Annotated in this window: 12 protein-coding genes and 1 tRNA gene; all 13 read right to left on the bottom strand. The window is 64.0% G+C overall.

The features are described from left to right. Window positions 1-144: 144 nt before the first annotated feature. The 13 genes from ACFUOZ_RS20310 to ACFUOZ_RS20250 all read right to left on the bottom strand — a co-directional run bounded on the left by ACFUOZ_RS20310 (window position 145) and on the right by ACFUOZ_RS20250 (window position 12,708). A complete protein-coding gene (locus ACFUOZ_RS20310; RefSeq protein ID WP_377551576.1) occupies window positions 145-1,506 on the bottom strand; it encodes an ABC transporter substrate-binding protein in 1,362 nt (453 codons plus the stop codon). A 220-nt stretch (window positions 1,507-1,726) separates the two neighbouring features. Further along, window positions 1,727-1,800 (bottom strand) — tRNA-Leu (locus tag ACFUOZ_RS20305). Window positions 1,801-1,821: 21 nt separating this feature from the next. Beyond that, window positions 1,822-2,397 carry a GNAT family N-acetyltransferase gene (locus ACFUOZ_RS20300; protein WP_377551574.1) on the bottom strand — a complete coding sequence of 192 codons (576 nt, stop codon included), beginning with the start codon at window positions 2,395-2,397 and terminating at the stop codon, window positions 1,822-1,824. Window positions 2,398-2,503: 106 nt separating this feature from the next. Next, a complete protein-coding gene (locus ACFUOZ_RS20295) occupies window positions 2,504-3,958 on the bottom strand; it encodes an NAD(P)/FAD-dependent oxidoreductase (protein ID WP_377551571.1) in 1,455 nt (484 codons plus the stop codon). A gap of 38 nt (window positions 3,959-3,996) precedes the next feature. Beyond that, entirely contained in the window at window positions 3,997-5,388 is a 1,392-nt protein-coding gene (locus tag ACFUOZ_RS20290; RefSeq protein WP_377551569.1) for a S8 family serine peptidase, read from the bottom strand. Beyond that, window positions 5,385-6,341: an exopolyphosphatase gene (locus ACFUOZ_RS20285; RefSeq protein WP_377551567.1), complete on the bottom strand. Its 957-nt coding sequence runs from the start codon at window positions 6,339-6,341 to the stop codon at window positions 5,385-5,387. Before ACFUOZ_RS20285 ends, ACFUOZ_RS20290 begins: the two co-directional genes overlap by 4 nt. After that, window positions 6,338-7,009: a DUF501 domain-containing protein gene (locus ACFUOZ_RS20280; RefSeq protein ID WP_377551565.1), complete on the bottom strand. Its 672-nt coding sequence runs from the start codon at window positions 7,007-7,009 to the stop codon at window positions 6,338-6,340. The genes ACFUOZ_RS20285 and ACFUOZ_RS20280 overlap by 4 nt, the downstream gene beginning before the upstream one ends. Before the next feature lie 68 nt (window positions 7,010-7,077). After that, window positions 7,078-7,797, bottom strand: coding sequence for a septum formation initiator family protein (locus ACFUOZ_RS20275; protein ID WP_377551562.1), 720 nt, complete (start codon window positions 7,795-7,797; stop codon window positions 7,078-7,080). Between the two features lie 131 nt (window positions 7,798-7,928). Beyond that, window positions 7,929-9,209, bottom strand: a complete 1,281-nt coding sequence (gene eno, locus ACFUOZ_RS20270) for a phosphopyruvate hydratase (RefSeq protein WP_235519264.1) — start codon at window positions 9,207-9,209, stop codon at window positions 7,929-7,931. Window positions 9,210-9,325: 116 nt separating this feature from the next. After that, the gene (locus ACFUOZ_RS20265) at window positions 9,326-10,033 is read right to left on the bottom strand and encodes a MazG nucleotide pyrophosphohydrolase domain-containing protein (protein WP_377551560.1); all 708 of its coding nucleotides are present in this window, start codon (window positions 10,031-10,033) and stop codon (window positions 9,326-9,328) included. Then, window positions 10,011-11,153, bottom strand: coding sequence for an adenosine deaminase (locus tag ACFUOZ_RS20260; protein ID WP_377551557.1), 1,143 nt, complete (start codon window positions 11,151-11,153; stop codon window positions 10,011-10,013). Before ACFUOZ_RS20260 ends, ACFUOZ_RS20265 begins: the two co-directional genes overlap by 23 nt. Before the next feature lie 28 nt (window positions 11,154-11,181). Beyond that, window positions 11,182-11,865 carry a DedA family protein gene (locus tag ACFUOZ_RS20255; RefSeq protein WP_377551583.1) on the bottom strand — a complete coding sequence of 228 codons (684 nt, stop codon included), beginning with the start codon at window positions 11,863-11,865 and terminating at the stop codon, window positions 11,182-11,184. A 192-nt stretch (window positions 11,866-12,057) separates the two neighbouring features. Then, window positions 12,058-12,708, bottom strand: a complete 651-nt coding sequence (locus tag ACFUOZ_RS20250) for a DedA family protein (protein ID WP_377551555.1) — start codon at window positions 12,706-12,708, stop codon at window positions 12,058-12,060. Window positions 12,709-12,722: the final 14 nt, after the last annotated feature.

Here is a 12,722-nt window from a genome sequence, read left to right as displayed (position 1 = left end):
CACCGCGACACAATCAAAAAAAGTTCACTTATGGCCCATGTTTGGCCTTTGAAGGGGCCATAAGTGACCCCGCGTTGCCTTAAACGGAGCAGGTCCCCTTCCAATTGGAAGGGGACCTGTTCGGGTTAGTGGAAGGCGGCCGGCTTAGAGCTTGCCGAACTCTTCACGGACGGGCTTGTAGGTGTTGTTGTCCTGGTATTCGTAGATTCCGATGTACGCCTCGGTGGGGTCACCGGCGTCGGAGAACGTGACCGGACCGGACTGGCCGTCGTAGTCGATGTCCTTGCCTTCGCGGAGGAGTGTCACGCAAGCCGCGTAGTTGTTGCACTTCTCGCCACCTTCAGAGACTTCCTTCAGCTTGGCTGCGATGTCGGTACCCTTGGTGCTCTTGGCAGCCTCAGCAGCCAGTGAGATCAGGTTCACGGCGTCGTAGGACTCACCTGCGTAGCTGTAGTCCTTCAGGGCGGGATCGATGGCCAGGAGCTTCTTCTTGAAGTCGTCCTTGGCGAAGGTGCCCGGGATGGTTCCCTGTGCGCCCTTCAGCGTGCCTGCCTGGAAGTCCTTGCTGTAGTCGGAGGTGTTGCCGTCAACCATGAACAGCTGCGTGGGCTTGATGCCCTTGCCGGTGATCAGCGGAACGATGCTCTTGGCCTGGTCAAAGGTGATCAGCGCGATGGCATCCGGCTTGGCGGCCAGGACCTTGTCCACCTGGCTGCTGAACTGGGAGTCACCCTCGTTGAACAGTTCCTCTGCAACGACCTTGCCACCAGCTGCTTCGAAGGCTTCCTTCACGTTCTTCTGCAGGCCGGTTCCGTAAGCGTCGTTCAGTACGATCATGCCAACGGTCTGGGCGCCACAGGTGGCCATGTAGTTGCCGAGCACCTTGCCCTGCAGGACATCGGATGGTGCAGTACGCCAGTACAGTCCCTTGTCGTCCCAGGTAGTGAAGTCAGGGGACGTGTTCGCAGGCGAGAACTGGATGACACCGGCACCGGTGATCTGGTTGATGACCGTCTTGGAAACACCCGAGGATGCTGCGCCGATGACGGCACTGACGCCCTGTCCGAGCAGTGCCGTGGTGGACTGCGTGGCGATATCGGTCTTGGTGTCACCGGAGTCGCGGTGGACCACAGACACGGGAGCGCCCAGGACACCGCCGGCGTCATTGACTTCCTTGATGCCGAGGTTCACGCCGGCAATTTCCGGTGGGCCAAGGAACGCCAGCGACCCCGTTGTCGGCAGGAGCGATCCAATCTTCAGCGGCGTGGAAGTCGTGGTGGTCGAGGGAGGTACGGGTCCAGAGTTGGTGGCGGCCTGGCTGTTGCCGGCACCTGCCCCCGCACTGGGAGCCGGGCAGGAAATCCCCGCCGCGGCTGCGGAACTGGAGCCGGAGCCGGTCTGGCTCGGCGTGGAGGACCCGCCACAAGCCGTGGCGAGAAGAGCCACCCCAATGCCAAGCGCTGTTAGCTTGGCGGCACGGGGCGCCGCTTGGGAAAGATCAAACATTCGTTGTCTCCTCGATCGAAAGGTGCGAACTGCCTTTGATGCGATTACTCAGGTGTTCCTGATTAGGACTCAAACTAGTGCAATTGATCCTGGAACATAAGTGATTCAGGTCACATCCCTATAACACTCGTTGCCTGTGGGGAATCTACGAGCCTGCTGGGAAGATTCTCGGAGAAGTAAACGAAAAAAGGAAGGGGAGCGGATGCTCCCCTTCCTGCAGTGCCCCAGGTGGGACTCGAACCCACAACACGCAGATTTTAAGTCTGATGCCTCTGCCAATTGGGCTACTGGGGCGCCCGCACCATGGTATCCCAGCTACAGCCTTTCGAAGGGCGTCGCAAAGCGGAAGGTACCGCTGACGCCGTCGTGCCAGCCGGGCAGGGCCAGCACCTGGAAGTGGTCACCCCAGCCGGCTTCCGGCGGCTGAACGCCCAAGGAGACGGCGGGAACGTACCCGAACCGCGGGTAATATCCGGGGCTGCCCAACAAGGCGATGCCCGGTTCGCCGGCGGCAGCGGCGCGGGCGGCGGTTTCCTTCAACAGCGCCGAACCAATCCCCCTCCGCTGCAAAGCGGGAGCCACGCCGATAGGACCCAGGCCAAGGAAAGGCTCATCCCCCACCCAGCCCCGGGTACTGATGACGTGGCCTGCGATGCCTCCATCGATCTCCGCCACAATGCTGAGCTCCGGGATGTATTCCTCGCAGTCGAACAGCTCCCGGAGCAAGCCAACCTCGATCGGAGCGCCTTCCACCGCTTGACCGGTGACCGGTGAGATGGAGAAGGCCTTTGCCGTCAGCTCAAGGATTTCCGCGCGGTCCCGGGGCTGCTCGCTGCGGAGCATGGGATACGGGGACTCCGGGAGTGTCTCAAGGTCGGTTCCGCCAGCCATGGCTACAGTCTAGGGCCCCGGAACCGCCTCTTCTGCCGTCGTCACACGCGGTTAAACGCCGACGACGGCCACTCCCCTTTGGGGAGCAGCCGCCGTCGGGCTTGTACTACTTGGCGTCAGCGGTGACCGGAGTCTTGGCCTCGGCGGGCTTCTCGGCCGCCGGTGCCGGGGCCGGTGCAGCGGCCGGCTTGGGGGCCGGGGTGGCTGCGGCAACGAAGGCGCCGCGCGGGTTGTCGAGGTCGATCAGCTGTGTGGTGTCGCGGCCGGCGAAGAAGGACAGGATCCAACCGAAGACTACGCGGAACTTGCGCTCGACCGTGGGCATTGCCATGCCGTGGTAACCACGGTGTGCGAGCCAGGCGAGGCCGCCCTTGAGGCCGATGCGGCCCAGCAGGTTGATGTTGGCAACGCCCTTCCACTCGCCGAAGCCAGCGACAGCACCGAGGTTCTTGTGCTTGTAGTCGTGCAGCGGCTTGTCCCAACGCGAAGCCCAGAGGTTCTTGGCGAGCTTCTTGGCCTGGCGAAGTGCGTGCTGGGCGTTCGGGACGCACGTGCCGTCCGGCAGGCCCTTGCCCGTGAGGTCCGGAACAGCGGCGATGTCGCCGGCGGCCCAGGCGTTCTCGATGATGCCCTCGTCGCCTGCGATACGCAGGTCCGGCAGGACGCGAACGCGGCCGCGCGGTTCCAGCGGGAAGTCGGTGGAGCGGATCATCGGGTTGGCCTGCACGCCTGCAGCCCATACCAGGGTGTCAGCTTCGACTTCACCGGCAGAGGTCTTGTCCGGCAGGTTGATCAGCTTGAGGTTGCCCTCGGCGCTGTCCAGGGACGTGTTGAGGAGAACCTCGATGCCGCGGCTGCGGAGGTGCTCCACAACCCATTCGGCCTGGGAAGCGGTGACCTCGGGCATGATGCGGCCCATGGCTTCGACCAGGATGAAGCGGACCTCTTCCTGGCGGATGCGCGGGTTGTTGCGGACCGCCGCACGGGCGAGGTCTTCCATTTCGGTGAGGCATTCGATGCCGGCAAAGCCGCCTCCAACAACCACGAAGGTCAGTGCCTTGGCGCGCTCTGCGGGGTCGGTCATGGTGGAAGCGGCTTCGATGCGCTCCAGGACCTTGTTGCGCAGTGCTACGGCTTCCTCGATGGTCTTCAGGCCGATGCCCTTGTCCGCGAGGCCCTTGATGGGGAAAGTACGGGTGATGGCACCAGCTGCGATGACTACATCGAAGTACGGGATTTCGAACGGGGCGCCGCCATCGGACGGAGCAACCACTGCCGTGCGGTTGGCGTGGTCGATGCTGGTGACGCGGCCCTGGATGAGCTCAGTCTGCTTCAGGTGCTGACGGTGCGAGACAACGGCGTGGCGTGCCTCGATGTTGCCACCGGCCACCTCGGGGAGGAAGGGCTGGTAAGTCATGTAGGGCAGTGGATCCACGACGGTGACGATGCCACCTGCGTTCGCGATCTTCTTCTGCAGTTTGAGGGCTACGTACAGGCCGACGTAGCCGCCGCCGACGACGAGAACGCGCGGACGGTCAATGAGCTCTGGGGTGGTTGCCATGAATCCAGAGTACAGCACTTTGTGAAAATCTTCACTAGCTACTTCTTGGCGGGCGGATCCACCACTTCCAAGGTTCCCGTTTCTGCTTCTTCGGGCACGGCTGGAGGATTTCTGGAAACGCGCCTCAGCTGGATCGCGGCCCCGGTCACCAAAGCGATGAAAAGGGCGCCAAATCCAAGTACGACGGCGGCGGGCAGGGCTTCGTCGACTGTCGCCGGCGTCTTCGCTGCCGGCACTGTGGGATCGGCCAACGTGGGCGCGGCGCTGGTGGGGCTCGCCACCGGTGCTTGTGAAGGTTCGCTGAGGACGCCGCGCCTATGCACCCGGATCCAGTCCGCGATGGAGCCCAAGGGATTGCTGCTGGTAGTAGGGACGTCGCCCTTGAGGGCAGCCTCGGCATCGAGGATGCCGTAACCGTAGAGCGGGTCCTTGCCCGGCGCTCCGGCGTCCTTGGCAGTACTGACAATCCTGTTGATGACCTGGCTGGCACTCATCTCCGGCCATTTGGAGCGGATGAGGGCCGCCACGCCGGAGACGATCGGCGCGGCTCCGGACGTTCCAGCCCACTCGGCGTAGCCGCCTCCCGGGATGCCGCCCACGAGGTTTTCGGCCGGCGCGGCCACCCCAATGCTGATGCCCTGAGAGGAAGAATCGACGCTTGCCCGGCCTTCGCCATTGAGACCGGCAACGGTGAGGACTCCGGGAATTGTGGCAGGGGCACCAACCTGGATGTTGCCACCCACCCTGTTCCCGGCGGCAGCAACGATCACCACGTCCTTTTGCTCTGCGTAGAGGAACGCTGCGTCCCAGCTCTGCGGCCAGTCCGGCGAAGTGCTGCCGAGGGAAATGTTGATGACCTTCGCACCGTTGTCGACGGCCCAGCGAACAGCGTCGGGAATCTGTTCCTGGTCGGTCTTGCCACCCGGGTTGGGCGAGCCCAGCCACGTGGAGACCGAGAGTATCTCCGCCTCAGGCGCTACGCCGATGGTTCCGTCCGGTCCCCCTGCCGGAGGCGTGGTGGGCACAGGGGCCGGAGTGGCCGAGGCGGAAGCCGACGGCGGCGGCGTCGGAGTCGTGTGGCCGCGGCCGGCCAACATGGTGGCCACGAGTGTTCCGTGCTCGGTCTTGGCTCCAATGCTCTTCTGCCCGTTGGGCGCCCCGGCTCCGGAGACATCAGTCCCGCCAACTACGGCGCCTTTGAGGTCGGGGTGGTTTCCATCGACACCGCTGTCGATGACCGCCACCTTGACCCCTGCGCCTTTGGAAACCTGCCACGCGTTGACGACGCCGGAGTCCTTGAGCCAGAACTCTTTGTCGCGCCAGGCATCCGCAGCCGCGGCCGGCGCCGTCACAAGGGCGCCAAGCAGCGCGCCGCCAGCCATGACCGCGGCAAGCGCTGCTGAGATGGCGCGCCGGTGAAGCACCGTCATACGGCGTCCCGGATGCTGAGCGCGATGCCGTCCAGGATGTCGTGCTCACTGGAGACTGCAGTCTGGATGCTGCCATTGCTGACCGCTTCCAGACGCGCCAAAATACGACGCCACACCAACGCACCCGCGCCAATAACGTCAACCCGGCCGGGATGCATGTAGGGAAGCGCTGCACGTTCGGCCCGCGTCATCTCAAGCAAGCTGGTGCAGGCATCGCTGATGGTCACAAGGTCCAGGGAAGCACCGTGGATCCGCTCCGGCTGGTACTCGCTCAGGCCCAACGCGTGGGCAGTGATGGTGGTGATGGAACCCGCCACGCCGACAACCGCCGTCGCGCGCGCCAGCGGGACAGTTTCCGCGGCGAGGTCAAGGGCGGAATCGACGTCGGCCTCCGCCGCGGCGATCTGCGCAGCCGTTGGCGGATCATTGCGAAGGTGGCGTTCAGTCAGCCGCACGCATCCGATGTCCACGGATCTGGCGGCGATGGCGCCGGTCGAGTCGCCCAGGACAAACTCGGTGCTCCCGCCGCCGAGATCCACCACCAGGACCGCATTCTCCCCCATCGCGGGCAAGGCGCTGCTGGCCCCGGCGAAGGACAACGCGGCTTCCTCGTCACCGCTGATGACTTCGGGCTCAACACCCACAAGGTCCCGGATGCCGTCCACGAAGGCGCTGCGGTTGCGGGCATCGCGGGTTGCGGAGGTGGCCGCGAAACGGACCCGCTCCGCCCCGTGGGCCTGAATCAGCTGGGCGTAATCGGCGGCCGCCGCGAACGTCCGCTCCAGGGCCTCGGGAGCAAGCTCCCCCGTCGCATCCACGCCCTGCCCCAGCCGGACCACACGCATTTCACGCACGACGTCGACCAGCGGCCCGGGCGCCCCGCTCGCCGACGCATCGGCGATAAGCAGGCGGATGGAGTTGGTGCCGCAATCGATGGCGGCCACACGGCTCATACGGTTCCCTCGGCCGAAGACTTCGACTTCCGCACCGGCGCGGGACGACCCACGATGTCAGGAAGACCCTGCGGGCCATGGCGGCTCAAGTCCCTCGAAGGTGCCTCACCCGCGGTATCCCAAGCTCCGTCGCAATAGCAGCGGTCCTTGGTCCACCACTCGGCAATGGCCTCCAGCGCTTCGTCTCCGAGCGGGTTCACGCCGGGACCGGCTGCCAGCGAGTGGCCCACCAGGACATGCAGGCACTTCACGCGGGTGGGCATGCCACCGGCGGAAATCCCATCAATTTCAGGAACGGCACCCGTACCGGAACGGCCCGCGATGTCATTGCGGGCCTGCAGGTAGGCCTCATGGGCACCCCTGTAGGCATCAGCCAGTCCGGGGTCTGCGACCAGGCGGTCATTCATCTCGTTCATGAGCCCGCCCGCTTCAAGCCGCGACACCGCGGAAGTGATGACGGGATGTGTCAGGTAGAAGGTGGTGGGGAAAGGAGTTCCATTGCTGAGCCGGGGCGCGGTGGCCGCTACCAACGGGTTGCCGCAGACACAGCGTGCGGGGATCTCCACGACGTCCCGGACAGGCCTGCCGAGCTGGCGGCTGAGGACCTCAAGATCGTGTGCTGATGGCTGGCGGGATTCCTGCGGCACGGCTGCCGTGTTCTCTTCCACTTGCGCTGCCAACCTTCCTGCCCTTTTTGCCGTGTCCCATGCGGACACGACGGCGGTGGGCGCCGCGTCTAGTCAGTTGCCGATCGTCTGATGGACTCCCAGAGAGCATCCACCCAGGGCAGATTCTCCGGGTTTGCAGTTGATCCGGAGCCGGTGCGGCCACCCGGCGTGCCAGCAGCATCTTCTCCGCCAAACACCCAGTAACCCGTTTCACCCGGCATAACCATGTTAATGCGGTCCCGGGCCTGCTGTTTCACATAGTTGGGATCCTGCCACCGGGAGATCTGCTTGTTCAGCTCGGTCTGTTCGGCTTTACGGCTGGCAATCTCGGCTTCCAGGGCCGAGATCTCGGCACGTTTCTCAAGGAAAATCTTCACTGTGGGGGCCAGGAGGACAGTGATGGCAATCATGACTACGGCCAACGCCAGCATCCGGCCGGAAAACGCTTTGGCCGGTACTGGATCAAGCTGCCCTGAGTCCCTGTCCGCCCGATCCTTGGACGGAGTCTTGTCCGTTCGCTTCTGCGCATCACCCTTGCTGCCGCTCTTGGGCTTTGCAGAAGCCGGAGCCGACTTGAGGGCCGATGCTTTGGCGCCTGCCGCCGTCGTAGATTTTTCGGAGCCGCGCGCGCTTTCAGAGCTGCGCGTCGCGCTCAGCGAGATGACGTCCGCGTCGTCGGAGTCCGGGGACGCGGGACGGCCGGAAGCGGCGGCCCCGGCTGGCCGCGCTGCGCCTGCCGGGCGGCCAAGGGCGTCGGCCCTGGGTACTTTTGGTCGACGGGTGGCCATGACACTCCTGTAATGCCCGGTGCTTTGCCTGGCGGGTTTCAGCGCTTGCTTTCGAACCTGGCCAGCCTTAAACAGAACCGGTGGCCATGGTCTTTCCACCATAGCCACCGGTCAGCTGTTTTCGCTGAAGGCTAGCCCTTGAAACGCGGGAACGCGCTGCGGCCGGCGTAGCGTGCGGCGTCGTCGAGTTCTTCTTCGATGCGCAGCAGCTGGTTGTACTTGGCAACGCGCTCGGAGCGGGCCGGGGCACCGGTCTTGATCTGACCGGCGTTGGTGGCAACGGCGATGTCAGCAATGGTGGTGTCCTCGGTTTCGCCGGAGCGGTGCGAGGTGATGGTCGTGTAGCCGGAACGCTGGGCCAGGGAAACGGCGTCCAGGGTCTCGGTCAGCGAACCGATCTGGTTGACCTTCACCAGCAGGGAGTTCGCGGTTGCGGCGTCGATGCCCTGCTGCAGGCGAACCGGGTTGGTGACGAAGAGGTCATCGCCCACCAACTGGACCTTGTCACCGATGGTGTCGGTGAGGGTCTTCCAGCCTTCCCAGTCGTTCTCGTCCAGCGGGTCCTCGATGGAAACCAGCGGGTAGTCGGCAACGAGTTCGGCGTAGTAGGCGCTCATCTCGGTGGCGGAAAGTGCCTTGCCTTCGAACTGGTAGGCGCCGTCCTTGTAGAACTCGGAGGAGGCAACGTCCAGTGCAAGGGCGATGTCCGTGCCCGGGGTGTAGCCGGCGTTCTTGATGGCCTCAGTGATGAGGTCCAGGGCAGCGCGGTTGGACGGCAGGTTGGGGGCGAAGCCACCCTCGTCGCCGAGCCCCGTGGAGAGGCCCTTCTCCTGCAGGACGGACTTGAGGTTGTGGTAGACCTCAACGCCCCAGCGCAAGCCCTCGGAGAAGGTCTCGGCGCCGATCGGGGCGATCATGAATTCCTGGATGTCGACATCGGAGTCGGCGTGCGAGCCACCGTTGAGGATGTTCATCAGCGGAACAGGCAGCACGTGGGCGTTCGGGCCACCCAGGTACTTGTAAAGGGGCAGGTCGGCCGAGGCTGCGGCAGCGTTGGCCACGGCCAGGGAGACACCGAGGATGGCGTTGGCGCCCAGCTTGCCCTTGTTCGGGGTGCCGTCGAGGTCGATCATGGCCTGGTCGATGCTGCGCTGGTCAGTGGCGTCGAAGCCAATGAGTGCCGGGGAGATCTCGTCGATGACGGCGTCGACGGCCTTCTGGACACCCTTGCCGAGGTAACGGCCCTTGTCGCCGTCGCGGAGTTCGACAGCTTCGTGCTCGCCGGTGGAAGCACCGGAGGGAACTGCTGCGCGGCCGATCTGGCCGTCGGAGAGCAGGACCTCAACTTCTACGGTCGGGTTTCCGCGGGAATCAAGGATCTCGCGTGCGTGGATGGCATCGATAAGCGCCATGGATGTGCTCCTTATGGGCAAATTACAGGAATGAGGAGGGAAATTCTCAACGTCCTCGTCGCTACTAGCGTAGTCCAGAGTGGCTCAGGTTACGGAACGAATTCCAACCTTTCACGTCATGAAGGTCGGGCCTGGCTGTTCTGGAACGATCGAACAGCCGCCCGGAGGGCGCGCTCGGCGTCCAATCCTTGCTCCCTCGCTCCGGCGACGATCCCCAGAAGCAGCCCACCGAGCGCCTCTTCCGAGTCCGGGATTTCAGGAATTCCGACGGCGGGCACGTCGCCTTGGGTGCCGAGTCCCGCGCGTTCAGCGCGGTCAAGGGACTTCTGCGCCGCCGCCAACGCCGGGAGGTGCGGCGGAATGCCCTCGAAGGGATCCTTGCGTTCGGGTTTCTCGGCTCGTTTGGCCGCAAACCACTTGACGATGATCTCGTCGACGCTCGCCGGGAAAGTCTCCTGGAGGGAACCGTCCGCCTTGAAGACGTGCCCGTTGCGCCGGACCATCTTGGCGTTAATGTTCTGGGCCACTGCCTCAAAGTTGAAGCTGCCGCGCTCCTCGGCGAGCCGGGCGTGAAGCACTACCTGAAGCAGCACATCACCCAGCTCGCCGCGGAGCTCATCATCAACGTCGCCGGCCTCAATCGAATCCACCACTTCATAGGCTTCCTCGATCAGATACTCAACCAATGACTCGTGCGTGAGCGCGCCCATCCAGGGGCAGTGCTCACGCAGGGCCGCGATAGTCCCCAGCAGCTCCCCGACCGCTGTGGGCCCACCCAGCAGCTCGTCGAGGCCGGACTTGTCAGCCGAGGTTGGCGTAGGCATCGTTGATGTACTCAACCAAAGCTTCGCGCTCATCCAGCGGCAGGAAGGCTGCCTCAGCTGCGTTGAGCGTCAGTTCCAAGAGGTCATCGAGGTCGTAGTCGAAGGTTTCCACCAGGAGCTCGAACTCGTCCGTCAGGGTGACCCCGCTCATCAGGCGGTTATCGGTGTTGATGGTCACGTTGAAGCCGAGCTGGAAGAGCATGTCCACCGGGTGGCTTTCGATGCCGTCGCCGAAACCGGAAATGGCGCCGGTCTGCAGGTTCGAGGACGGGCAGATCTCCAGGGCGATTCCGCGGTCACGGACCCAGCCGGCAATATTGCCTATGGTCACCATGCCAACGGTGTCCTCGCCGTCGTCGTCCGCGTTGTCCTCAAACTCCACCGAAATGTCCTCGGCGATCCGCACGCCATGGCCCAGGCGGAGCGCCCGGCCGTCAACAAGCGCGGACTGGATGCTCTCCAGTCCTGCAGCCTCTCCAGCGTGGATGGTGGCGGGGAAGTTGTTTTCCGCCAGGTAAGTGAAGGCGTCCTTGAAACGGGAGGGCAGGAAGCCGTCCTCAGCACCGGCAATATCGAACCCAACGGCACCGTTGGTGCGGTGGCGGACCGCGAGTTCAGCGATTTCCTGGCCACGGTCAGCGTGGCGCATTGCGGTGATCAACTGGCCTACCTGAATCTGCTGGCCGCGCTCTTCGGCAGCGTCCATGCCCGCTTCGAGGCCCGTTTGTACCGCCTCTACGACCTCGTCCAGGGTAAGGCCCTTCTGGAGGTGCTGCTCCGGCGCCCAACGGACTTCGCCGTACACCACGCCGTCTTCTGCCAGGTCCTCAACGAATTCCTTGGCAACCCGGAACAGGCCTTCCTTGGTCTGCATCACGGCGATTGTGTGGTCGAACGTCTCGAGGTACCGGACCAGTGAACCCGAGTCGGCGGAATCACGGAACCACTGGCCCAGGGCCACGGGGTCCGTGGACGGCAGGGTGTGGCCAACAGCCTGGGCCAGTTCAATGATGGTGGCCGGGCGGAGGCCTCCATCCAAGTGGTCATGAAGGGAAACCTTGGGCAGGCTCTTCAGATCGAAGTCGAGGGCAGGGGCAGCGTCAAGTATGGGCTCAGTCACGTACTAAGACTAGGTGGACGGCCCCACCTTAGCCAGCGGGCTTGGAACGGTCGACGCCGACCACGGCCTTCTGCGACTCATCCACCGACGACGCCTCCGCGGCTGCGGCGGCTTCCTTGGAATGGTCCCTTTTCTCGAGGTATTTGTGCCACCAGCGAAGTGCGTGGTCCACGACGATGCCCAGCACCACAGCGAAGGCGACGGCGATGCCAACGCCCAGCAGCGGGTTGTGGTGCACCCATTGGCCGGCCAACAGGCCGATGCCGATGGAGTACGCCACCCACGTGATGCAGGCGAAGGCGTCCAGCCAGAAGAAGGTCCGGTGCCGGAACCCGGTTTGGCCCGCAACGTAGTTCACTGCTACGCGGCCCCAGGGAATGTAGCGGGCCGTGAAGATCAGCACAGCACCGCGCTTGTCCAGTTCATACTGGGCCCAGGCAAACATCTTCTGGACCTTGGGGCGGCGCATCCACTTCCACCGGGTCAGGCCAATCTTGCGGCCAAGCAGGTACGCCATATTGTCGCCGGCCATCGCGCCCGCCAGAGCTGTCGCGCCGAGGATCCAAAGGTTGGGTTCTCCGCTGTGAAGGGACAGCGCCGAGAGACCAACGATGGCAGTCTCGCTGGGGAGGATCGTGGCAAATCCATCAATGAAGAAGAAGACGAGAAGTACGGGATATATCCAGGGCTGCCCGGCTGCATGCTCGAGCATTTGGTTCAAAAACTCCACGCGGCGGTAGCTCCTAGATGACTATGACTTGACAGTGTGATCGAAGTCGCTCTTAGTGTCCCATGGCCGGGACGTCGTTCGCTACGCCCCAGCCGTGGGATCACGCGTTTAACGCTATCGGCCGGGCGTTCTGGAGGCGTCAACCGGCGGACTGATCTTGCGGGGCTGTCCACGTCATACCGTGGGTGGAGGCGGGGCATCCTGTTCGGGGATGTTCTTGCCGTCCAGGGGTGCCGCACCGCGCACCTTGCTGATGATTCGGTCGATGATGATGCCAAGGATCACTGCCACCACAATTGCGATCACGGCACCCAGCAGATGGTTGTGCTCGAACCACACGCCGAAGAAGTAGCCCAGCACCACGGAGTAACTGGCCCACAGAATCGCCGAGAGCGCAGTCAGAGCCACAAAGCGGCGATGGTTGAAGTGCGTGGCCCCGGCTGTGAGATTGACGGCCACCCTGCCGATGGGAATGAACCTGGCCACCATGATGAGGGAGGCCGCACGGCGGCGCAGTTCCTTGCCCGCCCAGCGGAAGGCACCCTGCATCCGTTGCCTGCGCATCCAGCGCCATCGCTGCGTTCCAATGCGGCTGCCTATGATGTAGGCGATGTTGTCCCCGGCGAAAGCCCCAAGGGCGGCCATGAAGCCCAGCAGCCAGATGTTCGGCACTCCGCTGCTGCCGGATACCGCGCTGAGGCCCACCACCACGGACTCGCTGGGAATGGGGGGAAAGAAGCCGTCAATCAGGCAGCACGCCAACACCAGGAACAGCACCCACGGCTGTCCCGCCGCGGCCAGGATGAAATCGTTGATGCCCTGCACGGTTTCCTTAAGGT

This window comes from Paenarthrobacter sp. NPDC057355 (assembly GCF_042667405.1).
In the GTDB taxonomy this organism is placed as follows: Bacteria; Actinomycetota; Actinomycetes; order Actinomycetales; family Micrococcaceae; genus Arthrobacter.
This window is presented reverse-complemented; position numbering and strand designations above follow the sequence as displayed.

Bases quoted from the DNA above. Each gene is read 5' to 3' on its own strand.
- ACFUOZ_RS20310 (WP_377551576.1), bottom strand. From the start codon at position 1,506: ATGTTTGATCTTTCCCAAGCGGCGCCCCGTGCCGCCAAGCTAACAGCG.
- ACFUOZ_RS20300 (WP_377551574.1), bottom strand. From the start codon at position 2,397: ATGGCTGGCGGAACCGACCTTGAGACACTCCCGGAGTCCCCGTATCCC.
- ACFUOZ_RS20295 (WP_377551571.1), bottom strand. From the start codon at position 3,958: ATGGCAACCACCCCAGAGCTCATTGACCGTCCGCGCGTTCTCGTCGTC.
- ACFUOZ_RS20290 (WP_377551569.1), bottom strand. From the start codon at position 5,388: ATGACGGTGCTTCACCGGCGCGCCATCTCAGCAGCGCTTGCCGCGGTC.
- ACFUOZ_RS20285 (WP_377551567.1), bottom strand. From the start codon at position 6,341: ATGAGCCGTGTGGCCGCCATCGATTGCGGCACCAACTCCATCCGCCTG.
- ACFUOZ_RS20275 (WP_377551562.1), bottom strand. From the start codon at position 7,797: ATGGCCACCCGTCGACCAAAAGTACCCAGGGCCGACGCCCTTGGCCGC.
- eno (WP_235519264.1), bottom strand. From the start codon at position 9,209: ATGGCGCTTATCGATGCCATCCACGCACGCGAGATCCTTGATTCCCGC.
- ACFUOZ_RS20265 (WP_377551560.1), bottom strand. From the start codon at position 10,033: ATGCCTACGCCAACCTCGGCTGACAAGTCCGGCCTCGACGAGCTGCTG.
- ACFUOZ_RS20255 (WP_377551583.1), bottom strand. From the start codon at position 11,865: ATGCTCGAGCATGCAGCCGGGCAGCCCTGGATATATCCCGTACTTCTC.